The 23426-nt window shown below is 60.7% G+C and carries 22 protein-coding genes; 1 reads left to right on the top strand and 21 read right to left on the bottom strand.

All coding sequences use genetic code 11. The features are described from left to right. Nucleotides 1–32 precede the first annotated feature (32 nt). On the bottom strand, nt 33–2564 hold the full coding sequence (gene mdoH, locus FEM41_RS15380; protein WP_138096997.1) for a glucans biosynthesis glucosyltransferase MdoH: 2532 nt from the start codon (nt 2562–2564) through the stop codon (nt 33–35). Next, on the bottom strand, nt 2557–4092 hold the full coding sequence (mdoG, locus tag FEM41_RS15375; protein ID WP_138099222.1) for a glucans biosynthesis protein MdoG: 1536 nt from the start codon (nt 4090–4092) through the stop codon (nt 2557–2559). Before mdoG ends, mdoH begins: the two co-directional genes overlap by 8 nt. Before the next feature lie 274 nt (nt 4093–4366). Here mdoG and mdoC point away from each other — a divergent pair, with 274 nt between their 5' ends. Next, entirely contained in the window at nt 4367–5515 is a 1149-nt protein-coding gene (mdoC, locus tag FEM41_RS15370) for a glucans biosynthesis protein MdoC (protein ID WP_138096995.1), read from the top strand. 37 nt (nt 5516–5552) lie between these two features. Here mdoC and FEM41_RS15365 read toward each other — a convergent pair whose 3' ends face one another. The 19 genes from FEM41_RS15365 to FEM41_RS15275 all read right to left on the bottom strand — a co-directional run bounded on the left by FEM41_RS15365 (nt 5553) and on the right by FEM41_RS15275 (nt 23373). After that, the gene (locus tag FEM41_RS15365; RefSeq protein WP_138096993.1) at nt 5553–7043 is read right to left on the bottom strand and encodes a phospholipase D family protein; all 1491 of its coding nucleotides are present in this window, start codon (nt 7041–7043) and stop codon (nt 5553–5555) included. Continuing rightward, entirely contained in the window at nt 6985–7518 is a 534-nt protein-coding gene (gene ymdB, locus FEM41_RS15360; protein ID WP_138096991.1) for an O-acetyl-ADP-ribose deacetylase, read from the bottom strand. Before ymdB ends, FEM41_RS15365 begins: the two co-directional genes overlap by 59 nt. 65 nt (nt 7519–7583) lie before the next feature. Beyond that, complete coding sequence (locus FEM41_RS15355; protein ID WP_138096989.1) at nt 7584–9770, bottom strand: TonB-dependent receptor; 2187 nt, start codon at nt 9768–9770, stop codon at nt 7584–7586. A 195-nt stretch (nt 9771–9965) separates the two neighbouring features. Beyond that, nucleotides 9966–11195, bottom strand: a complete 1230-nt coding sequence (locus FEM41_RS15350; RefSeq protein ID WP_138096987.1) for a beta-ketoacyl-ACP synthase — start codon at nt 11193–11195, stop codon at nt 9966–9968. Then, complete coding sequence (locus FEM41_RS15345; protein WP_138096985.1) at nt 11192–11923, bottom strand: 3-ketoacyl-ACP reductase FabG2; 732 nt, start codon at nt 11921–11923, stop codon at nt 11192–11194. The genes FEM41_RS15350 and FEM41_RS15345 overlap by 4 nt, the downstream gene beginning before the upstream one ends. Continuing rightward, nucleotides 11920–12378, bottom strand: a complete 459-nt coding sequence (locus FEM41_RS15340; RefSeq protein ID WP_138096983.1) for a hotdog family protein — start codon at nt 12376–12378, stop codon at nt 11920–11922. The genes FEM41_RS15345 and FEM41_RS15340 overlap by 4 nt, the downstream gene beginning before the upstream one ends. Further along, nucleotides 12365–13531 carry a beta-ketoacyl-[acyl-carrier-protein] synthase family protein gene (locus FEM41_RS15335; RefSeq protein ID WP_138096981.1) on the bottom strand — a complete coding sequence of 389 codons (1167 nt, stop codon included), beginning with the start codon at nt 13529–13531 and terminating at the stop codon, nt 12365–12367. Before FEM41_RS15335 ends, FEM41_RS15340 begins: the two co-directional genes overlap by 14 nt. Beyond that, nucleotides 13528–14109, bottom strand: a complete 582-nt coding sequence (locus tag FEM41_RS15330; RefSeq protein WP_138096979.1) for a DUF3261 domain-containing protein — start codon at nt 14107–14109, stop codon at nt 13528–13530. Before FEM41_RS15330 ends, FEM41_RS15335 begins: the two co-directional genes overlap by 4 nt. Beyond that, the gene (locus tag FEM41_RS15325; protein ID WP_138096977.1) at nt 14106–16424 is read right to left on the bottom strand and encodes an MMPL family transporter; all 2319 of its coding nucleotides are present in this window, start codon (nt 16422–16424) and stop codon (nt 14106–14108) included. The genes FEM41_RS15330 and FEM41_RS15325 overlap by 4 nt, the downstream gene beginning before the upstream one ends. Further along, nucleotides 16396–17004 (bottom strand): outer membrane lipoprotein carrier protein LolA, encoded by a 609-nt coding sequence (locus tag FEM41_RS15320; protein WP_138096975.1) that lies wholly within the window; start codon nt 17002–17004, stop codon nt 16396–16398. Before FEM41_RS15320 ends, FEM41_RS15325 begins: the two co-directional genes overlap by 29 nt. Then, nucleotides 17001–17423, bottom strand: a complete 423-nt coding sequence (locus tag FEM41_RS15315) for an acyl-CoA thioesterase (RefSeq protein WP_138096973.1) — start codon at nt 17421–17423, stop codon at nt 17001–17003. Before FEM41_RS15315 ends, FEM41_RS15320 begins: the two co-directional genes overlap by 4 nt. Further along, nucleotides 17417–19123: a glycosyltransferase family 2 protein gene (locus FEM41_RS15310; protein ID WP_138096971.1), complete on the bottom strand. Its 1707-nt coding sequence runs from the start codon at nt 19121–19123 to the stop codon at nt 17417–17419. The genes FEM41_RS15315 and FEM41_RS15310 overlap by 7 nt, the downstream gene beginning before the upstream one ends. Beyond that, the gene (locus FEM41_RS15305; protein ID WP_138096969.1) at nt 19114–19464 is read right to left on the bottom strand and encodes an ApeI family dehydratase; all 351 of its coding nucleotides are present in this window, start codon (nt 19462–19464) and stop codon (nt 19114–19116) included. The genes FEM41_RS15310 and FEM41_RS15305 overlap by 10 nt, the downstream gene beginning before the upstream one ends. Then, entirely contained in the window at nt 19451–20788 is a 1338-nt protein-coding gene (locus FEM41_RS15300) for an AMP-binding protein (protein WP_138096967.1), read from the bottom strand. Before FEM41_RS15300 ends, FEM41_RS15305 begins: the two co-directional genes overlap by 14 nt. After that, nucleotides 20778–21347 carry a COG4648 family protein gene (locus FEM41_RS15295; RefSeq protein WP_138096964.1) on the bottom strand — a complete coding sequence of 190 codons (570 nt, stop codon included), beginning with the start codon at nt 21345–21347 and terminating at the stop codon, nt 20778–20780. Before FEM41_RS15295 ends, FEM41_RS15300 begins: the two co-directional genes overlap by 11 nt. Further along, nucleotides 21347–21598: an acyl carrier protein gene (locus tag FEM41_RS15290; protein WP_138099221.1), complete on the bottom strand. Its 252-nt coding sequence runs from the start codon at nt 21596–21598 to the stop codon at nt 21347–21349. The genes FEM41_RS15295 and FEM41_RS15290 overlap by 1 nt, the downstream gene beginning before the upstream one ends. An 11-nt stretch (nt 21599–21609) precedes the next feature. Further along, nucleotides 21610–21879, bottom strand: coding sequence for a phosphopantetheine-binding protein (locus tag FEM41_RS15285; protein ID WP_138096962.1), 270 nt, complete (start codon nt 21877–21879; stop codon nt 21610–21612). A gap of 13 nt (nt 21880–21892) precedes the next feature. Beyond that, entirely contained in the window at nt 21893–22678 is a 786-nt protein-coding gene (locus FEM41_RS15280) for a lysophospholipid acyltransferase family protein (protein ID WP_138096960.1), read from the bottom strand. After that, complete coding sequence (locus tag FEM41_RS15275; protein ID WP_138096958.1) at nt 22654–23373, bottom strand: beta-ketoacyl synthase chain length factor; 720 nt, start codon at nt 23371–23373, stop codon at nt 22654–22656. The genes FEM41_RS15280 and FEM41_RS15275 overlap by 25 nt, the downstream gene beginning before the upstream one ends. Nucleotides 23374–23426: the final 53 nt, after the last annotated feature.

Genomic DNA, 23426 nt, shown 5'->3' with positions numbered 1-23426 from the left:
AAAAGCCGACGTTACCGCCGGCATATTCCTTATCACTGAGCCTTAAGCGTCTCAGGATTTAACGTTACCGACTGATATTGCTGAACCCATGAAGAGTAGCGATCCGGGTTCGCCCAGACGCGATAGTGCATCCGCGTCATGGTCACCGGGTCGCTCAGCAGCACCAGGCGACGGTCGCGGTTCAGCTTGTCAGGCGTTTCATTAAGCGCCTGCTCTACGTGGCGATCCCGGGCAATTTCCAGTACCTGGCTGGCACGGTGACGGGCCGTCGCCATGGCGCAGGAGAGTGCATTCAGGGCCGGGTTAAACACCGCGTGGATAAAGCCGTCATCCAGCACCCGCGAGCGATTGAGCGCCAGATACTTTTCGGTATCCACCAACACCTGCGGCGGGGAATACTCTTCCGGGATCAGGAACAGCTTCCAGCGCTTGGTGCGCAGTCCGATGGTCGCCCGGCTGGAGAGCACCGATACAAACGGCGACAGAATCAGCGAGAAGACAATTGGCGCCAACCAGAACAGGAAACGCAGGTCGAGCCACGCCATGCCGGCAGCCCATACCAGACCCAGCAGCAACTGAGAGCCGTGACGCATAAAGGCTTCGCCCCAGGGGGTGGAGTCGTCGTCACGCTGCGGCGAATTCCAGACCACTTCCCAGCCCAGGAAGGCGCTGACCACGAATACGGTGTGGAACAGCATACGCACTGGCGCCAGCAGCACGGAGAACAGCACTTCAAGCAACAGCGACAGCGTTACGCGAATAAAGCCGCCAAACTCCTTCGAGCCCTTGCACCAGATCAGGATGACGCTCAGCAGCTTCGGCAGGAACAGCAACACCATAGTCGAGGCAAACAGCGCAATCGCCAGTTCCGGACGCCACTGGGGCCAGACCGGGAACAACTGTCGCGGTTGCAGGAAGTATTGCGGCTCAGTCAGGGCGTGCACCACCTGAAGCGCGGTGGAGAGCGCCAGGAACATAAACCACAGCGGCGCCGACAGATAGGACATCACCCCCGTCAGGAACACCGCACGATGCACCGGGTGCATCCCCTTCACCAGGAACAGGCGGAAGTTCATCAGGTTGCCGTGACACCAGCGGCGATCGCGTTTCAGTTCGTCCAGCAGGTTCGGCGGTAGCTCCTCATAGGAGCCCGGCAGATCGTAGGCTATCCACACGCCCCAGCCTGCACGGCGCATCAGCGCGGCTTCCACAAAGTCGTGCGACAGAATCGATCCTGCAAAAGAACCCTCGCCCGGCAGCGGCGCCAGCGCGCAGTGCTCGATAAAGGGTTTGACGCGGATAATGGCGTTATGGCCCCAGTAGTGGGACTCACCGAGCTGCCAGAAGTGCAGACCGGCGGTAAACAGCGGACCATAAACCCGGGTGGCGAACTGTTGGCAGCGCGCGTAGAGAGTATCCATCCCGGATGCGCGCGGGGCGGACTGAATAATCCCGGCGTTGGGGTTGGCTTCCATCAGACGCACCAGCTGCGTCAGACACTCGCCGGTCATCACCGAGTCGGCGTCCAGCACCACCATATAGCTGTACTGGCTGCCCCAGCGGCGACAGAAATCGTCGATGTTGCCGCTCTTGCGCTTCATACGGCGACGGCGGCGACGATAGAAAATCTGCCCTTCACCCTGCACTTCGGCAATCAGCTCCATCCAGGCCTTCTGTTCGGCCACGCAGATGTCGGGGTCGTAGCTATCGCTCAGAATGTAGATATCGAAATGCTTATGCTGCCCGGTCGCCTTAACCGACTCCCAGGTGGCACGCAGCCCGGCAAAGACGCGGCTGACGTCCTCATTACAGATAGGCATGACCAGCGCAGTGCGGTGTTCGGGATTAAGCGCTTCGTCCCCCACCGTCGAGGCTGAAATACTGTATTTATCCTTGCCAATCAGCAACTGCAGGAAGCCCATCAGCGCGGTCCAGAACCCGGCCGAAACCCAACAGAACAGAATGGCGAACAGAATCAGGATGCCGCTCTGCAGGACGTAAGGCAGCAGTTGCATAAAGGAGATCCACAGATCCTGCCCCACCATATCGGCGGGGTTGATCAGCGCCCAGCCCTGATAAGGAAGGATAGTCTTCATGTACCAGGTGGCAACGGCGGTCTGGGACAGCGTCAGCAGCAGCAGGATGTAACGACGGATGGTGCCGACGGTACGCCACTTCTGCTCATTGGCCTGCTCCTCTTTGGACATTGCATGATGGCGCGGCGACAGATTACGTCCAAGCAGGCGATCCCAGAAGCGGCCGATCGGGTTGGTACGCCAGGGTTCGGGCACCATGGATGAACGCTGAATCTTCGGCATAGCCTGTAGCTCGGCGCGCCCTTCGGTATCATCAACGAGCTGTCCGTTGCCGACGGAATCCGGCCACTGATGCTCCAGACGGGCTCTGACCGAGCCCAGGGGAGAATCATCCTCACGCGGATAGCGATGCGCTTCGGCGTCCAGCGCCTGGTGCACCTCACGCACGTCCGTTGTGGGCAACCGGGCCTGCTGCTCCGCAGGCAGACCAAGCGCCTCCACATAATCTTGTGTCGTCAGTTTATTCATTGGCGGGTAGCTGGTAGCTCCAGGTTTCACTCAGGGTCTTATCACCGTTAACCAGCGCAGCGCGCATATCGGTGGTCTTCTTCTCGTCTTTTACCTTCACGCGCAGCGTCAAACGCCAGCCTTTAGTGACCGGGTTGTAGCGCACGTTGTTTTCGACGATTTCACCATTGTCGCCAATGCTGGCCTGAGCGGTAATCGGGGTATCCGCCGCCATTTTCTTCATCTCTTCGCCGGTGAAGTCCACCACGAAGGCCACGGTACCGTCAGGCTGGCGAATCAGATTAGCCTGCTTCACATCACCGGTAGAGCGGCGGGTCTGCTGCACCCAGGCAATCTTCGGATCGTGCAGTTTGCCTTCATCGCGGGTCATCAGAATGGAGTACTTGTAGTTCATCTCCTTACCCGGCTCCGGCAGTTGCTCCGGCGTCCAGAAGGCGACAACGTTATCGTTGGTTTCGTCGTTGGTCGGAATTTCGACCAGCTCTATCCGACCTTTACCCCAGTTGCCTTCCGGCTGAACCCAGGCGCTGGGACGCAGATCGTAACGATCGTCCAGATCCTCATAGCGGGAGAAGTCGCGGGTGCGCTGCAGCAAGCCGAAGCCTTTCGGGTTTTCGGTGCTGTAGGTACTGACCGCCAGGCGTTTCGGGTTGTTCAGCGGACGCCAGATCCACTCATCATTACCGGCATGGATCGACAGACCGTCGGAATCATGCATTTCCGGGCGATAGTTGGTGGTCGGCGATGGCTGGTTAGCCCCGAACAGGAACATACTGGTCAGCGGCGCTACGCCCAGTTTGCCGACCTTGTCGCGCAGGTAGATCTTGGCCTGCACATCGATTTTACTCTCTTCGCCCGGACGAATAATAAAGCGATAGGCGCCGGTGGCGCGCGGAGAATCCAGCAGCGCGTAGACCACCAGCCAGTTGGCTTTCGGCTGCGGCCGCTCGATCCAGAATTCGCGGAAACGCGGGAACTCTTCGCCGGAAGGCAGAGCGGTATCGATGGCCAGGCCGCGGGCGGAAAGACCATACACCTGGCCTTTGCCGATAACGCGGAAGTAGCTGGCCCCGAGCATGCTGACAATTTCGTCGTTCTTATCTTTGCTGTTGATCGGGTAGAGCACTTTAAAGCCCGCGAAGCCAAGATCCTTAACGGTGTCTTTGTCGTGCTTCACGTTACCGAACGTGAAGTAATCCGGGCTGTACTTGATCTTGTTCACGGCCGTGGCGGTCACTTCGTTGATCGTCACCGGCGTGTCGAAGTACATCCCCTGATGATAGAATTCGAGCTTGAATGGGGTCTTAAGCTTATTCCAATACGCTTTATCGTGATTGAACTGGATCTGCTGGTAGTCCGCATACTTCATGTCGCGGAACGCGGAAGGCAGGTTGCTTTTTGGCGCCTCGTAGCTTTTACCTGCCAGAGACTTAGCCTGTTTCGCAACGTCATCAATAGAAAAAGCCCATACCGAATTGGCATACAGGGACAACATTACAGCAGCACCCAACCAGCGCAGTTTCTTCATTTCTGGTTTATTTTTCATAAAAGTCAGCACATCCCCCTTTGTGTGCTAATGTCAATCCAATCCATTCTAATGGATACTTCAACTTTCCGACAACCATATCCCCATCAGGTTCATACTGGCGGTTCAGGGTTTAAGCGAATATAAGTCAAGTGATTACGCTTTCCGTGCTTCTCCTGGAGACAGTCAGGCTGCGTTAGTGTAGGGTTAGCAGCCAAATGTAATCCGTAGTCGTCTTAAGGATAAGGCGAAAAGTCTTATATTACTCAGGAGTGTTATGAGCAACCCACCGGCACAACGCGAATTTTTCCTTGATTCGATCAGGGCCTGGCTGATGTTACTGGGGATTCCGTTTCATGTCTCCCTCCTCTATTCAAGCCACCAGTGGCATGTTAACAGCGCAGAGGCCTCTGACTGGCTCACCCTGTTTAACGATTTTATCCATGCCTTCCGCATGCAAGTTTTCTTTGTTATCTCGGGTTATTTTTCCTGGATGCTCTATCTGCGCTACAGCCCTGGTCACTGGTGGAAAGTGCGGGTCGAACGTGTGGGCATTCCGATGTTAACCGCCATTCCGCTGCTAACCCTGCCGCAATTTTTGATGTTGCAATTTGTCGGCGCCAGAGAGCCAAACTGGTCACAGCTTAGCGGTTACCAAAAATATAATACGCTGGTCTGGGAATTGATTTCGCACCTTTGGTTTTTGCTGGTGCTGACGATATTAACCACGATTGGTCTTATTCTGTTTCAAAAAATGAAACAGGCGCCAGTCAGAGAGAGAAACTTCTCGCTACTGTCGCTGAGCGTTATTTTCCTGGGATTAGGGATCGGCTGGGCGGCGCTACGCCGTTTGCTACTAATCCTCTGGCCGCCTGTCCTCAGCGACGGGCTGTTTAACTTCGCGGTGATGCAGACGCTGATGTATCTGCCGTTCTTTATCCTGGGCGCCGTCGCCTTTAAGTATCCGACGCTGAAAGCCCGCTTTATCACCCCCTCCCCGGCCTGCTATGTCGGTTCACTGCTGGCCTTTATCGCCTATGTGGCTAACCAGCACTACGGCAGCGGCGAAGGCTGGATGTATGAAAGAGAAGCGGTAATCACCATGCTGATGGGGCTGTGGATGACCAATGTGGTGTTCTCACTGGGACACCGGCTGCTGAACTTCCACTCGCCGCGGGTCACCTACTTTGTTAACGCCTCGCTGTTTATTTACCTGGTGCATCATCCGCTAACGCTGTTTTTCGGCGCTTATATCATGCCGCATATCCGCTCCAATACTCTGGGGTTTGTGGTGGGTCTGGCCTTTGTGATGGTAATTGCGACCCTGCTCTACGAGCTGCACCTGAGAGTGCCGCTGCTGCGCTTCCTGTTTTCAGGAAAACCGCAGAAAAAGAAAGCGGAGCCCGCCACCAGTGGCGCCCGCTAAAACCCAAAACGCCCGGTTCAGCGCCGGGCGTTTTTGATTACAGCAGCCATTCCACCGGCAGCCGGGCGGTGATCCGCACCACCAAACGCTTCCAGAAGCTGGTCTGCGGCTCTTTACGCCAGACCACTTCCCGCTCGCCCTCCTGCTCCACCCAGTTGATACGCCCGCGCCTGTCCAGACGTAGCTCCCAGGCGCTGTGGCGGCGGCTGCGGATAAAACGCTCATGGCCCAGTTTCGCCAGGGTTTCGCACTCAATGACAAATCCCATTTCGGTATTGAGCAGCGCCGAGCGCGGATCAAAGTTAAAGGAGCCGATAAACACCTTTTCGCCATCCACGCTAAAGGTTTTGGCGTGCAGGCTGGATCCCGAGTTCCCGGTCAGCCCCCGGTCGTGGGGCGTGGCGCGCCCGGAATGCTGCTGAGGCTTTAGCTCATACAGCGCCACGCCGTGGCGCAGCAGCTTTTTGCGCCAGCGTGCATAGCCCGCATGCACCATGGCCACATCGTTGGCCGCCAGCGAATTGGTCAGAATAGCGATTCTGACCCCCTTGCGAACCAGGGTCAGCAGATGCGCCACCCCGGAGCGGGTGGGCACAAAATAGGGAGAGATAATATCGAACTGCTCGCGCGGTTCTCCCACCACCCGCATCAGGCGTACGCCCAGCAGGCCGCGCAGCCGTACTTTCCCTTCGCCTTTACGCGGATCGTCGCTGAGCAGCCGGGTCTTCGCCCACAGCATATTCAACTCGCCGGACTCCAGCTGCGCCACAAAACGGCTGGTGCGCAGCCGTTCCAGATAGCGCTGCGCCATCGGGTTTTCCAGCCAGTCCGGAGGCAGTTGCACGCGGCGTGAAATTTCGCCTTCGTTCACCTCCAGCACCCGGGAAAGCGGCGCTACCGCGGCCGATTCCCAGTAGCGCTGGAAATCGTCGCACACATCAGCCACCACCGGCCCGGTGGCCATCACGTCGAGATCGGTAAACAGCGGCTGGTCGCCAGCGCCAAAATAGGCGTCGCCTATATTGCGTCCGCCGACGATGCTCACTTCGCCATCCACCGTAAAACTCTTGTTATGCATCCGCCGGTTCAGGCGGGCAAAATCGGTGAGATAGCCCAAAAAGCGCAGCCTGCGAAACGAGAAGGGATTAAACAGCCGGACGTCAATATTCGGGTGGGCATCCAGCAGCATCAGAATGCCGTCCATCCCTGGGGTATTATTGTCATCCAGCAGGATACGCACCCGCACGCCGCGGCTCGCCGCCGCCAGCAGCGCCCCGAACAGCAGGCGCCCGGACATATCGTCCTCCCAGATATAGTACTGGACATCCAGGGTCCGCTCCGCCACCCCAGCCAGGGTGTAGCGCGCGGCAAAGGCGTCCAGGCTGTTATCCAGCGGATGGATACCGCTCAGCCCTTCATGGCGGGCCGCCTCGGGCGCGACTGCGCGTCCAAGACGGGTGGCGTGATCGTCACTCGCTGGCGGTTTCTGCCAGCAGACGTTGGTAAAGTCGGGTGTTTTCTTCGTCATAGCAGACGAAGTATACCTGCTCCGGTAGCGGATGTGTTCTGAGAAAATCGCTCACGGCACGCCATGCCACCTCTGCCGCCAGGGTCTTCGGATAACCGTATACGCCGGTGCTGATATTGGGGAAGGCCACGCTGCGCAGGCTGTTATCACTCACCAGTTGCAGGCTGTTGCGATAAGCGCTGGCCAGCAGTTCCGCCTCTCCCGCTTCACCGCCATGCCAGACGGGCCCCACGGCATGGACCACGGCGCTGGCTGGCAGTTTCCCGGCGCCGGTAATCACCGCCTGCCCGGTGGGGCATTCGCCATGACGCTGACGCACCTCGCGACACTCGGATAACAATTCCGGTCCGGCTGCTCGGTGAATGGCGCCATCCACGCCGCCACCGCCCATCAGCGATGAATTAGCCGCATTAACAATGGCCTCTGCGTTAACCTGTGTGATATCTCCCTGGATAATTTCAATTCGGTGCTGCATTGCGACCTCCTTTTATTCGGCGATGCCCAACAACGAAAAACCCCGGCCAGGCCGGGGTGTGGGGATCAGAAGTCGACGGACATCGACACTTTCACCGTTCGTGGCTCGCCCTGAACAATATAGGTACCGGAATTATCCACCGATGCCCAGTATTTTTCGTTGGTCACGTTTTCCATTCCGGCACGCCAGACGACCCGCTGCTCGTTCACCTTCATACTGTAGCGCATACCAAGGTCGAGTCGGGTCCAGCCATTAAGTTTCACGCTGTTATCGGCATTAGCATACTGGCCGCCGGTGCGATACAGGGTGCCGGTAGCGATCAGGTTTTCCACGCCTGGAATGTCCCACTCGCCGCCCAGACGCCACTGCCAGCGCGGCGTGCCGACCGCGTCGTTGCCGTTGTTAGCGCCATCTTTAGTTTTGGTCAGTTCGGGGTCGATAAACACCGCGCTGCCCATCACCCGCAGGCCGTAGACCGGCTCGCCGAAGACATTCAGCTCCACCCCGCGGTTACGCTGTTCGCCGTACAGGCTGTAATAGTCGTCGTTGTCGACCATCCCCACCGGCTGCTTAATTTCAAACAGCGCCAGGCTGCCGCCGATACGGCCATAGTCCAGCTTCACCCCCACCTCGTTCTGCTTTGAGGTCACGATACCCGACACCTGCCCGGAATTGATGGCGGTCGTCGGCGCCGTCGATCCCGGCTGTAGCGACTCGATATGGTTGGCATAGAAGGAGACCGCTTCCCAGGGCTTCACCACCAGCCCGTAAACCGGAGTCACCTTCATGGCATCGAAGGCGGCACCGCTCTCTTCCACCCCGGTCGCCGAATAGTTACGCACCATCACATCCTGACGGCGCGCCCCCAGGGTCAGCAGCAGCCGATCGTCGAGCACCGACAGGGTATCGGAGACAGATAACCCGGTACTGCGGGTGCGGGCGGTGACTGCCGGGTGATTCATATCGCCGCCGGTATACAGCGTTTCCGGGTTCGGGATAGAGACCGGGTCATAAATATTAGTGTCATAAGCGCCGGACATGGTCCAGGCTGAGCGGGCCTTGCGGTAAACCCCGGAATAGCCCAGGTTGACATTATGCTTTACAAAGCCGGTTTCAAATTTGCCGCGCACCCCCATCATGCCTGAGAAAGTATCCGCCTTATAGCGGGTGCTCAGGCGCGACATGGTGGCATTGCCCGCGTTATCCACCAGCTTAGGGGAACTGTAGGCGCCGCGTTCGTCGGTATGGCTGCCGCCAAAGGCGCTATAGACCGTCCAGTCCGGCGTCAGATCGTATTCACCGCGCCACATGGCGAAACGCGAGGCCATATCGCTATAAACCCACGGCTGGCTGTAGTTGGTGCGGTTATCCGGTACGTTGGGCGCTTCGGTCGCCTGGCCGATACCAACACCGATGCGACCATTGTGCATGGTCGACTTTTCCCAGCCGGCATCCAGCGAGCTGCGAAAGCGATCGCCTTTATAGTCCAGACCGACGGTGGCCAGGGTCATACGCGATTTTTCGTCGTCGACCGCGGTCTCCCCTTCCCGGTGCAGTACATTAACCCGCACGCCGTACTGATCGTTATCGCCGAAGCGACGCCCGGCATCGATTGCGCCGCCCACCCGGGAGTCGCTACTGTAATCCACGCTCAGCCGGTTCAGCGGCTCGCTGTCAGCATGTTTCGGCTCCAGGTTAATGGAGCCCCCCACCCCGCTGCCGCCCGGCGGCACGCCGTTAAGAAAGGCGGTAGAACCTTTGATAACCTCGACCCGCTCCGCCAGCTCCATACTGATCACCTGGCGCGGCAGTACGCCGTACAGACCACCGTAGGCGATATCGTCGCTGTTGAGATCAAAACCGCGAATGCGGAAGGATTCGCCGAAGTTACCGTAGCCCGCCACGTTCTGAACGCTGGCATCGTTAGCCATCACATCGCTCAGGGTCTGGGCCTGCTTATCGCGCAGCATCTTCGAGGTGTAGCTAATGACGTTAAAGGGAACGTTACGCGCATCCTGCTCGCCGAGGATCCCCAGACGCCCGCCGTTGGCCACCTGACCATCCAGATACGCCGGTACCAGCTGGTCGCCACCCGGGGTAAAGTCGCTTTCCGGCGTGGCGGTCACGGTAATGGTGTCGTCGGTTTTTGCCGGTGCGGTTTCAGCAGCCATGGCCGGGCAGAGGGCGGCACTCATCAGCACCGCCAGCAAGCGGGGGCGCAGGCCCGGAGCCTGCGAAGTATCAAGACGCATAACGAAATATCCCTGAACAAGAAATCAAATAATAATGCTTATCATTTATAGCTGCGATTATCGATGTGCTGACACGCATTGCAAGCGGTTTTTCATATCAGGTGCCTGACCGACGACTAAATAACCTGATGAAAATGTGGGGTATTATCTGAAGAGCCTGTGCCGCAGAGACGGCGACACAGGGAAAAGAACCGGTTACGCCCAGCGGCGGAAAACGAGCGAGGTATTAATACCGCCGAAAGCGAAGTTGTTGGACTGAATAAATTCCGTATCGATAGCACGCCCCGCTCCCATGATGTAGTCGAGATCGCCGCAGGCTTCGTCCGGCTCCTGCAGATTGATGGTAGGCGCAAACCAGCCTTCGCGCACCATTTCAATCGCCAGCCAGGCCTCCAGCGCGCCGCAGGCCCCCAAAGTATGACCCAGATAACTTTTCATCGATGAGATTGGCGCTCCCCGACCAAACAGTGCCGCCGTGGCCTGGCTTTCCGCGATATCGCCGCGCTCGGTAGCAGTACCGTGGGCGCTGATATAGCCGATAGCCGCAGCTGGCAACCCGGCGCTGGCCAGACTCTGCTCCATACAGACCTGCATGGTACTGCTGCGCGGCTGGGTAATATGCGAAGCATCACAATTGGTATGGAATCCTGCCAGTTCGGCATAGATGGTAGCGCCACGCGCCCTGGCGTGCTCCAGCTCTTCCAGCACCAGGGTGCCCGCTCCTTCGCCAATCACCAGGCCATCGCGCTGGCGGTCGAATGGTGCCGGGGTGGCCCCGGGCTGGTCATTGCGCTGACTGGTGGCGAACAGGGTATCGAAGACCGCCGCCTCTGAAGGACACAGCTCTTCTGCGCCACCGGCCACCATCACCGTCTGATAGCCGTGGCGAATCGCCTCCCAGGCGTAGCCAATAGCCTGGCTGCCCGAAGTGCAGGCGCTGGAGCTGGGGATCACCCGCCCGCGCAGGCCGAAGAACAGACCGGCGTTGACCGCCGTGGTGTGGGGCATCATCTGAACGTAGGTCGTGCCGGTAATGTTGCCGGTATGCTTTTCGGTCAGCATGGTGGCGAATTCGCTCACCGGCCCGGTGCTACCAGTCGAAGAGCCATAGGCGATGCCGACTTCACCACTGGTCAGCAGAGGATCTTCCAGCAGCCCGGCCTGCTCCAGCGCCAGTTCACTGGCCCGGGTCGCCAGCCGCGATACCCGCCCCATGGCGCGAATACGCTTGCGGGTGTAGTGCCCGGGCAGGGTAAAGTTTTCCACCGGCGCCGCCAGCAGAGTATTCAGCCCCTGATATTCGCGCCATTCGGGCATCATCCGTACCGCATTGCGCCCGCGCTTCAGGGCCGGGGCTATCGTCTGCCAGCTGTCGCCGAAGGCGGTGATCCCCGCCATGCCGGTGACCACTACCCGCCGGGTCATAGCATGCCTCCATTGATGGCGATGGTCTGGCGAGTCACGTAACCCGCGATATCGGACATCAGATAGCTGGCAAGCCCCGCCACCTCTTCGGCCCGCCCCATACGGCGCAGCGGAATGCTTTGCATCGCCTGACTCATGGCCGCCTCTTCCATCTCGATCATGCCGGTATCTATAAGCCCCGGCGCAATGCAGTTGACGGTAATTTTTCGCTTCGCCAGCTCCACCGCCAGCGCTTTAGTAGCGCCAATGATCCCCGCCTTAGCGGCGCTATAGTTTACCTGGCCGCGGTTACCCATCATGCCGGATACCGATGACAGCGTGATAATCCGGCCACCGTCGCGCAGGCCGATCATCGGCATCACGCAGGGATGAATCACGTTATAGAAGCTGTCGAGGTTGGTGTGAATCACCTGATCCCAGTCATCGTCACCGAGCGCCGGGAAGGCGCCATCCCGGGTAATGCCCACGTTGCTGACAATGCCCCAGTAGGCGCCGTGCTGCGCAATATCCTGCTCCAGCGCGCGGCGGGTATCGTCGCGCCGGGCCACGTCAAAGCTTATCAGACGGCCGTTACCGCCCGCCTGCTCAATGGCGGCCAGGATGTGACTCGCCCCCTGTTCGTCCCGGTGATAGTGCACCACCACCGTAAAACCATCGGCCCCCAACTGTCGGGCGATGGCGCTGCCGATCCCTTTACTGGCACCGGTAACCAGAACCGTACGTTTCATCCCTTCTCACCTATAAGCTGTTGTAGTTGTTCGTCGTCCGGCTGCCAGGTGTTGATCCTGCCGCTGGCCAGTTGTATACCCTGGCAGCAAATGCGGCCTTCAAAACTGCCGACTTTATCGTCACGCATCAGCATCTGCACGTGACAGTCCAGCACCATGCCAGCGGAAAAGCGCCCCGGCTCGCAGCACAGTTCACGGCCCCCAAGCAGCATGCCGATGCGCTGATTGTCCGGATCGTACCAGCCGTTCCACACTCCCACCGTCTGGGCCATCAGCTCAATGGCGAACCAGCCAGGCAGTGCCCCATCTGGCGTCAGAAACGGCGCCAGCACGCCATCGGGCGTCACCGTTACCCGGCAGTGGGCACCCTGTTCAGAAACGGCCACCACCTGTTCCAGCAGACACATCGGTGCCTCGTGCGGCAGATAGCTTTCCGGCGTCTTAAAATGGTTCATCGTTCCTCCCGAGAATCAGACTGGTGTTATTGCCGCCAAAGGCGAAGGCATTGGACAGAATCCAGGGGCGGGCAAGCGACGCAGGCGCCGTCAGTAGCCCGCAGGGAGGCAGCGTCTCATCCCGGGGATGGCGGCTGAAATCCTGAGGCGGCAGTGCCAGCTTCCGGGTCAGAATCAGCCAGCACAGCGCGGCCTCCATGGCCCCGGCGGCCCCCAGAGTATGGCCGATCAAATGTTTGACTGAACTGGCAGGCACGCTATCGCCAAACAGCTGGTTCACGACCCTGGCCTCAATGTCATCATTAAGCCGGGTCGCCGTACCGTGCATATTGATATAACCGATATCGTTCGGGGCTAAACCGGCATCAATCAGCGCCATCCGGATCGCCCGACCGGCACCTTCCCCTTCGGGATGCGGCGCCGACATATGCCAGGCATCAGAAGATTCTCCTCCCCCTTTCAGCGCTACCGGCCCCCCATCGCGGGTCAGCAGCAACAGCGCCGCCCCTTCGCCGATGGTAATGCCGCAGCGATCTTTACTGAAGGGCGCACAGCGCTCAAGGCTCAGGGATTCCAGACTGTGAAAGCCGTTGATCGGCATCCGGCTCAGGGTATCGGCGCCGCCAACCAGTGCAGCGTCAACAATTCCTGCGTCGATCAGACGCTTGCCGGTAATTATCGCCCGGGCGCTGGATGAACAGGCAGTCGAAATCGTCAGGGACGGGCCATCCAGCTGCAGCGCCTGGCTGATAAAACGAGACGGATCGCCCAGTTCCTGCTGGTCGTAACGCCAGGCAGCAACCCGCTCTGCGCTGACTCTGGCATCGCCTTCATCCAGTCCGGAGGTGCTGGTGCCCATCACCACCGCCACCCGATCGCGGCCATGGCATTGAATAACGTCCTCAAGCTGCGGAGATAGCTGATTCAGTGCCGCCAGCAGCAGACGGTTATTGCGGCTGTCATGACGCGTAAGCAGCCGGGGCAACGACGGCAAAGCGCCCTTCACTCGCGCGACGGCGCAGTTTCCCGCCTGTAGCCAGCCGCTGGCCTGCTCTTCCATGCCGGGCGCCTCACCCGCCGTCAGATTTGCGGCGATGGTGGAGAGATCGTTGCCCAGAGCGTTAAGCATCGCCACCGCGCGGATCGCCGTCATGATTTGCCCTCCAGTTGTTCAATGGTCAGGCGGTAGCCAAAGCCGTGGTTATCGATAGCCGTTGGCACCCGCCGCTCCCCCTGGAGCTGATAGTGGATGGTTTCCACCAGCACACCGTCTGCGTCACGTAGCTCGCGGCGATTCGCCTTATCGGTCAGGCTCCAGCCTGTGGGGAGCTGCGGCTGCCAGTGCGCCGTCGGCCAGTAGCACAGCATAATATCGGCCAGTACCTGGCTGGCGGGAGGCAGTTTCGGCAGCGCTATCGCCTGTTCCGTTTTCACCCCCCGCTCATCGTAGTTCAGGCTGAACAGCCGCACGCCGAGCGGCGACAGTCCGGCCAAACGAAGCCGCTGCCCGTCGGCTTCCAGCACCACCACCAGCGAGTGAGTCTGGCCGTCCACTTGCGCCGTCAACAACTGCTGGGCGCTGAATGGCACGATCTGCGTCGGCGCCGGTAAGGTTACCTCAACGCCGGGTTTTAACCAGGCTTCAGGCCGCCCCTGACTATCATCATGATTGCTACAGGCGCTCAGCGCCAGGCTCAGCGCCAGCAGCGCACCGCGTAATACGCCCTTCATTCATGGTTCTCCTTGCGGTCTGACAGCGCCAGCGGCGCGGTCAGCCATGCGATAAATATACCGCTGGCCAGTACGGTGCCAAAACCGCTGATGGCGCCGGTCTGGCTAAAGACCAGCATTCCTAAAGTCAGCAAGGTAGTGGCCAGGGCCACGCTCACCGCCAGCAGCGAAGTTAGCGGCGTCCCTCTGGGGTTGCTGAAAAACAGCGTATAGTTAATGCCGATCCCCAGCACCAGCGTCAGCGCCAGCAGGGCGAACAGATTGAGCGGCTGGCCGCAGAGCCCCAGAGTCGCCAGCCCGCCGAGCAACGCCAGTAACGAAGGCGCCACGCTTTGCAGGCCGCGCCGCAGCCCCAGCCGCGCCACGTAGCTGACGGCAATCACCAGCAGCGCCAGCGCCAGCAGCCCGCTCAGCAGCCCGCGCCAGAAACCAAATAGCCCGTCGAATTCCGCTTTGCGATCCACCCAGGCCACGCCGTGACTTTCCTGCGCCAGCCTGCCCAACGCCGCACTTTGGGTAACGCCGTCCACCGGCACCAGAATGCCACTGCGACCATCCGCCAGCGAAAGCCATAACAGACGCCAGCCGCTGCTGTTAACGCTGTTCAGCCACTGTTCCGGCGTCAGCGGCCGCTCTTCGGGAACCGCCACCTTAATATTCAGTCCGGCCGCCGCCAGCCGCTGTTCCACCCCAGGGGCTGCGCGACCGAGCAGCGCCATATCGGCCTTCTGCCGCGCCAGCGACGACAGCGGCAACTGGCGCCACCCCGTCAGCCAGCCCTTGTCCCGGGCCTGCTCCAGGCGCGGGGTCAACGCTTCAAGACGTTCCAGCGCCTGTTGCGGGCTGTCGCCCCACACCATAAACCAGCGCTGGTCCAGGCTCTGGCCGGTTAACTGACCGATGGCGCGATCCTGGGCCACCAGATCCGGCGGCATGGCCTGCAGACGCGAAATATCATCATCCACCCGCAACTGCCACAGCCCCACGGCGCTGAACAGCGCCACCAGCAGCGGTAGCCCCAGCCGTAGCCCGGGACGTCGCCAGGCCGCCAGCCACCAGACCATCAGTCCACGCAGCGGCACAGGTCGAACCGGCAGACCTTTTGCCAGTTGCGGATACCAGCAAATCACCGTCAGGCATGACGCGCTCAGTCCGGTGGCGGCAAACAGCGCCATCTGGCGAATGCCGGGAAACGGCGCCATCATCATGACGCCCCAGGCGAGCAAAGTGGTGCCCAACGCCAGCAGTAGCGTGGCGCGCACCTTCACCAGGCTTGCCAGCGCCGAATCTTTCGCGCCATGCACCATCCGTTCGGTCAGGTAATAAAGGGTGTAATCGGCGGAAACGCCGATGATGCCCATGCTCATCACCAGGGTCATCAGGTGCAGTTCGCCATACCACAACAGCGTTACCGTTACCCCCGCCAGCGCGCCGATAGCCACCGACAGCAGACACAACAGCAACGGTCTGGGCGAGCGGAACACCGCAAAGACCAGCAGCAGCACGCCGCACAGCGTTCCCACCCCCAGAGTGGACATTTCGTGATGGGCCTGACGGCTGGCATGGTCGCTATAAAACAGGGCGCCGCGCGACAGCAATTGCGCCTGGGGCCAGCGCTGATGTAACTGCTGCGAAAGCATCGTCAGCCGGTCAACGGCGGCATTCCCCTGGCGCATACTGAAGGCATCGCCTTTTAACTCGCCGTGAATCAGATACCAGCGCTGCCCCTGACCGTCGACGGCCGTCAGCCAGCCGTTGTGCAGGCGTAACGCCCCGGCCCCCTGCTGCTGCGCCAGTTGGGCGCCGCGCACCAGCATCAGCGGGTCGCCGCGCAGTTCGGCCCCGCTGACGCCGGAAAAGGCCGAATAGAGCTGGGCCAGAATCCAACTGGCCTGCGCTTCTCCCCCCTGCCCCAGCCGGGCCCGGGTTGTCGGGTCTATCAGGGCGGCGCGATGCTGCCATGCGAAGCGTCCCCATTCCTTTTGCTGCGCATCGCTCATCGGCCCCTGTATTGACTTAAGCCAGGGCTCCTGCGCAAGCCTCGTCAACCACCAGCGCGCCGCGGCGTCATTCTCTTCTTCTGGCGCGGCCACCAGCCACATAAGCTGGCCGTCCAGGCGCTGCATAAAGCCGTGGCGCAAGGGCGCGGGAACCTCCTTGCCGCCCACGCCCGGCAACAGCGCCAGTACGCTGCTGTTAAGTCGGGCGCCCGGTAGCTTCAGCCCCAGTACCGCCAGCATCAGCAGCACGACAGCCAGCCACAGCCAGCCTGCCCGCCGCTGTCGGTCAGAAGTCAAAGCGCTGCTGTTCGGCATCGGTCAGGGTCCGCGGCTCGGTCTGATGGTCGCTAAAGGTGATGCCGGTGGTATCGCCCTGCTTATCGTCGAGAATGATTTTCTGCAGGAAGCGATCGCCGTCCAGGGTGATGCTGTTGAAGATTTGATTCAGCGGTGCGGCTTTTGGGATCAGCACCAGACGCCAGGCGCCGTTGCCCTTGTCGCTCAGTCGGCTGGTGAAGTTCTCTTCCAGAGTTTTTCGATCGGCTTCAAACAGCGCACGCAGCAGATGGTTGAACTGGAACATCTGGGGATTACTGGCGGCGGTAATCACCTGAGGCACCTGGTTGCCCATAGCCTGCACCATGTGGCTGTCATCCAGCACCAGGGTCATCGGGAATGGTCGCTGCTGATGCCACCATAGCCCTTTGTCGCGGGCAATCAACAGTTCGCCGCTTGACCACAGCGGCTGGCCCATATCTTTAATCTGGCGCTGTTGTTCAAATTTGGCCCGCACCACCGGCTGTTGCGCAAAGCGCTGATGCAGCTCGTCCAGGGTTATCGCCTGAGCCGCCGCGGAGCACAGCAGCAGCGCCAGCATCATCATCACCTTCTTCATGCCGTTACCCCCATTCGTGCCAGCAGCACCGGCGGGCTGACAAAGCTCATCTCGCCGCTGGCGGCATCGACCGCCACCTGAATGGTATAGCCGCTGGTGGTCAGCTTCCCGCTGGCGATGTCGATAATCTCATAGCCGATGCGTAGCCGGTTTTCATACTCTTCGATCCGGGCGCGTACGGCTACCTGCTGTTCGAAAGTGAGCGGGCTGCGGTACTTCACCCGGGTATCCACCACCGGCCAAACCCAGCCGGAGGCCTTCATTTCGCGGTAGCCGTAATTCACCTGATTCAGCAGCGCCTCGCGCGCGACTTCGAAGTAACGAAAATAGTTACCGTGCCAGACCACCCCCATGGGATCCACATCGTGAAACGGGACTTTGATCTGCACTTCACTGCGAAAACGGGGATCCGTCAGCATTCAGCCTCCTGCTCCGGCGGCAACCGCCAGAAATCATAAAAGTTAAACCAGTCCAGCGGCGAGCGTAACGCCATCTGCTCCAGCCACTGCGCATAGCGGTCGGTCAGCGCCTGTAGCGCCTGCTGGCGCCCTTTGCGCGGCAGCGCCTGTCCGTCAGAAAGCGGCCCGGCATGGATAACCAGACGCCCCTGCTCGCGCAATACCGTCATCATCACCACCGGACTCTTCAGGGCCGCCGCCAGTATAAAGGGGCCCTGAGGAAAGGGGGCCAGGTGCCCCATAAACGGGCTCCAGGTGACCCGCTGACCGCCGCCACGCTGGGGCCCCACCGCCGTGCGATCGCCGACGATAGCCACCCATTCGCCCGCTTCCAGCTTCTGCTGAAGCAGCATGGCGGTTTCGGGACCGATATCGGTCACCGGCATCAGATTCACGCCGGCCTGGGGGGCAATCTCCTCCATCACCTGGCGAAAGCGCCGGGCGTGTTCGGTAAAGACCAGCGCATTAATGGTCAAGCCGGCATGGTGCTGCGCCAGCGCCCGGCTGGCCTCGATATCGCCCAGATGCGAGGCCAGAATCAGCTTGCCGCGTCCCGGATCATGGTTCAGGTAAGCTTCGGCCCCGGGGGCAAAGTCAATTTCGTGCCCGATACGGATCTCACCGCGCCATGCGGCAATTTTATTGAGCATGGCGTCGCCGAAACGCAGAAAGTGGCGATAGCTGTTTAGCCCCGCAGGCAGCGTCACGCCCAGTTGAACTGCCCGGGTTTCCACCCGGCTCAGCCACAGACGGGAAGCCCGACGCTGGTTGCCGCCGGTCAGCCAGTAAACACCCACCACCGGGCGCAGCAGCCACCCAAAGGCCCGACGCCCGAAGCGCTGCCATACCCACAGCATAAAGCGCATACCGGCCAGCCCCCGCCGCTCTTCGGTGCGCGCCCAGTGTTTTTCAGTACCGCGCGGCAGCAGACGCCGGGGCAGCCCCATCAGCATGCCGCAGACCAGCCGGGTATGCATCCAGGAGATCCGCAGGTTGTCGTTCAGGGCATCGAAGTGCGATATCCCGTCCGCCGGATAAACAACGGGCGTATCGATAAAGCGACTCGGGGTGCCGTCCCGGTACAGACGCACCATAATTTCGGTGTCGAAATCCATGCGCTCTCCGAAGCGAACCCGGTCCAGCAAAGCGACGGTCGGCGCCAGCGGATAGACCCGGAAGCCGCACATGCTGTCGCGAAGGGAGAGCGACAGGGTTTCGATCCACACCCAGACGTGCGTGATATAGCGGCCCCAGCGTCGGGCGCGGGGAATGGAGTCGTCGTAGACTGGTCGTCCGGAGATCAGGGCGCCCGGCTCACGACGTGCCGCCGCCAGCAGGCGCGGCGCATCTTCCAGCCGGTGCTGACCGTCGGCATCCACCTGGAGCGCATGACTGTATCCCACCCGCGCCGCAGCCCGCAGGCCGTGCATTACCGCTGCACCTTTACCCCGGTTCACCGGCAGACGCAGCAAGGTCACCCATGAATGGCGCGCCGCCGCTTCCCGTAACGGCACCTGGGTCGCCGCATCGCTACCGTCATCCACCAGGATACAGGGCAGCGCCAGGGGTTCAAGACGCTCAAGCACCGCCGCCAGGGTCGCGCCGTGGTTATAGCAGGGAATAATGATGCAGGGGCGGAAATCGTCCTGGTTCAGCGACATAGCTTAATCTTTCCGCTGCTGGCCACCCGTTCGGATTCGCCATCCACCAGGTAGTAACAAAAATGGAGCAACTGGCGCGCCGCCTCGTGATGCAGCTCCAGCCGCAGTTCGCTGTCCGGCATTACCGGCGTCTGGAATTTGACCCGATCCACGCTGTGATAGCGCAGGTCGCCCGTCAGCGATTCGCTATAGGTCATCGCCCAGTGGATCTGCGCCACGCCGGGCAACACCTGCCACTGGGGAAAGTGCCCCTGGAACCAGAACAGCGTCTTCGGGATCCACAGGCGCAGCACCAGTCGATCGGCATCCGGCGCGCTGCGCTGGAGTTCAATGGGGTTCATAAAACAACTCCTGTATCAGGTTCCATGCTCGTTTGCTCTGGCTGGTCAACGGAATTTGGGGCACCTGCCGCCAGTAGCGCGGTACCGCGGAAGGCGCCAGCCAGCGCATCAGCTCGCGGCGCCACGCCTGACGGCGACCCAGCGACCACGCTTTTTCATCGCGCAGTACCACTACCGCCGCCGTCACGCTGCGACCGCCGCGGGTCACCACCAGTACCGCCGCGTCAGCGATCTCCGGAAGCGCCCTTAGTCGACGTTCGATCTCATCCAGGGATACCCGCTGCTCTTCAATCTTGACGGTGCGATCTTCTCGTCCCAGTAGATCGAAAGTCTGCGAGCCACGAAATGCCAGTCGATCGCTTAACTGACAGGCGCCGCCGTCAATCAGCGGCGAATTCACCCATAAGCCATTATTATCGACATCAAAAGTCACGCCCGGGAAGGCGTGCCACGATTCATGCTGCCGCCGGCGTTCACGCCATGCCACCACGCCGGTTTCGGTACTGCCGTAGATTTCGGCCACCGCCACGCCAAAGTCGCGCCGCGCCTGGCAGGCAACAGTATCGCTGAGCGGCCCGGCGGCGGAGAGCACAAAGCGGCAGCCCGCGGGGATAAGCCCGGGATCCATACGCCCCAACAGGGCCGGACTGCTGATAAAGGCCCACGCCCTGCCCTGCGCCTGCAACGGCAGCTGTTCAGGAAACTCCACCCGCCGGGCGGCCAGGGGCAGCCCCAGCGCCATCGGCAGCACAATCCGAAAGGTTAAGCCATACAGGTGCTGATGACTGACCGAAGCCAGTACCCGACATCCCGCCAGCCGGCGCCCCCAGCGCTGGACCAGCCAGCCAGCTTCCGTATCCAGCGCCGCCACGGTTTTCACCACCCGCTGCGGCTCTCCCGTGGAGCCGGAGGTAAACAGCACCAGTTGCGCCTGAGGGGGAATCGCCGGTAGCGGCGTTTCGGGGGCGTCAGGCACCAGCATGGGATCGATAGCCGGGAAGTCATCAAGCGTCAGAGCCTGGTCGGTCAGCAGACCGTCAAAATGCTGGCGCTGTTCGCGCAGTTGCGCTTCGCGGCTGTGACCGGGCAGTACCGGCGTCTTACCGGCATGCAGCAGGGCCAGTAGCGCCACCAAAAAACTATAGCTGCTATCGCAGCAAATGGCCCAGCGGCGCTGAGGCTGATGATGCAGCCAGCCGCAGAGTCGGGCCGTGGCCACCCGCAGTTCACCCAGGGTATAGCGCCTGTCGCCATCCAGCGCCACCGTGCGGGCAGCGTCGTGGCGCGAATCCAGCCAGTCGGCCAGTGGCAGGCTAGCGGGCATGGCGTTTCACCCGCTGTCGCACGCACCACTCCACCGCAAACAGCGTGCCCATCGCCAGATAACTCAGGACGCCGTTCCACAGGGTCCAGGCCCGCAGGCTGCCGGACAGCACCGTCGCCAACGCCAGAGCGCCATTGAAAAGAAAGAACAGGCTCCAGACCCGGGTGACCTTACGGGTATAGCGCCGGGCTGCAAGGGGCAGTTCGCCGCCTTCCTGCCAGCGGGCAATACGTTCTACCAGCGGCGGTCCGGCAAACAGCGAACCGCCAAACAGCAGTAACATCACCAGGTTAACCAGCACCGGATACCAGAGCATCAGGCGCGCCTGGGGCAGCCAGTATCCGGCCAGCGCCAGCAGCGCGCCCGCCAGTAGCAGAATGATTCCCGGCAGGCGCAGCGCACCGGCGGGCATCACGGCCAGACGCAGGGCAAACAGCAGCGCCAGCGCCAGCATCAGCGCCCGCCATTCGGGGTGCGTTAGCGCCAGCCAGACGCAAAACGGCCAGCTTACCAGCGCCGCAGCACCTGCGATGCGCGAAACGGCTCGCAGCGACGGCATTAGCCTTCGCGCACCAGTTTTTCCACCGCGTTCACCACATCTTCCACGGTGCGCACGGTTTTAAAATCATCGGGAGAAATTTTCTTGCCAGTGCGTTTTTGAAGATGTACCACCATATCCACCGCATCAATACTGTCGAGATCCAGATCCTCATACAGGCGCGTCTCAGGCTTCACCTTTTCTGCGGGAACCTCAAATAATTCGTCGAGCAGTTCACATACCTGCTGCCAGATTTCATCTCTTGTTGTCATCATTCACTCCATCAAACGCCGCGCGCTGAATTTTGCGCAGCGATAAATTCGGCCAGGGTCGCTACTGAATAAAAGTGCTGGCGCATTTGATCATTCTCGGCGGACAGCACCACGCCATAGCGATTTTTCACTGCCAGCCCCAGTTCCAGCGCATCAATAGAATCCAGCCCCAGGCCGTCTCCAAACAGTGGCGCCTGGGTTTCAATATCCTCCACGCCTGTCTCTTCCAGATTGAGGGTATCGATGATGAGTTGTTTAATTTCAGCAAATAAGGATTCCATACGTGTTCCGGTATTAACGGGTCACAGGCAATGCCTGTTCCAGATAGCGGGTGAGACGCCGCGCCGCGCGGCTGCTGGCTTCGTCCCCCGCCAGATAAATTCGACTGTCGATGCGCGAACGCACCGAGACAACGACTTTGGGTTTACGCGCCGGGACCTGATACCAGCGGCTCTGTTTATCCAGCCAGCGGGTATTGCAGTCAATATGCACCAGCCGCAGCGGGCAGCCGCTGCGTACGGCAATATTGGCGGCACCACGCTGGGCTCTGAAGGGCTGACCTGGCCGGGTGCGGGTGCCTTCGGGAAAAATCAGGATAGACTCCCCCGCCGCCAGCCGCTGGCGACTTTCCGCCAGCAGCGTTTCACCCTGGCTGTTAATCAGATAATCCGCGGCGCGGATCACGCCACGCATAAAAATATTGCCCGTCAGGCTTGCCTTCACCAGGCAGCCCACCTGCGGCATTTGTGAGGCGATAAAAACATAGTCCAGAAGCGTAGGATGGTTGGCGACAATCAGCGTTCCGCGCTCTTCACGCAACAGCGCGCTATTCTCAAAATGGTAGTCGAAGACGCCCAACCAGCGGCCATGACGCAGAAAAAAACGGAAGCTGGCAGACACTGCCCGACGCGCCAGGTTACGACGCCGGAGCCTGTCGCGCACTGTCAGGTTCAGCAAATTGAAGCCGAACAGCGCCATCAGGAAGCCCCCCAGGCCGAACAGGACAAACAGCCAGCCGGTCATCGCCACGCGCCAGCACCAGTTCAGGCGCTGCATCACGACGTCACGTTCCAGCGCCATGCCAGGCGTTCACCGGCCAGGCAAAAGGCGCGTTCTCCCCCCAGCCAGGCGCGCAGGAATGCCAGTCCCTGAGGTAAGCTCCCCGGCGGTATCTGGCCACGGGGTTCGCTCTGGCAGCTCAACCCGCCGCCGGACGCCAGTACCAGCCCGACGGCCCAGGGGAAATAAGGCTCGCTCACGCTGCTTTGATAAAATTCCGGGATAGCGCCGTCAAAATCCACCAGCAGTACCTGGCGGTAACCGGCATGGTGCAGCGTCGCCACTTCCAGCAGCGCCTGCTGGAAGGTATCGGCGCCTGCGCAGACCGAAGAAGAGACCAGCGGCGCCTTTGCGGCAATGGTCAGGCTACCAACCGCGGCGTTGTGGACCGACATGGCGAAGTCGGTGGGCGACAGTGGTTGCTGCTGCGCCAGCGCGCTCAGGATGCGGTAGTTGCGTTCCAGCTCGCCGTGGCGGCTGGCGAAGACCACGGCATCCACCGACTGGCGCGCCATCAGCGCCAGGCCGCACTCAACGGCCTGACGGCTGCCGGAAGCAAGACGCCGCGCCGTCATCATCGGCAAATAGCGACTCTTTGCCAGCATAGCGGTGGCGTCGATAGCGCCATCGCCCGCCGCCCACGCCAGCCACGCCTGCGGCTCAGCGAGCCCCGGCGCACTGGCCTGCCAGTCCACAACAGTAAAAGCTAACTTCATTTCTCTACCAAAGTTTCAGGAAGGGAACTCATTACCAGACACAGCATAGAAGA

It is taken from the genome of Jejubacter calystegiae (genome assembly GCF_005671395.1).
GTDB classification, from domain to species: Bacteria; Pseudomonadota; Gammaproteobacteria; order Enterobacterales; family Enterobacteriaceae; genus Jejubacter; species Jejubacter calystegiae.
The sequence above is the reverse complement of the archived record's forward strand: the minus strand, read 5'-3'. Positions and strand labels throughout refer to the sequence as shown.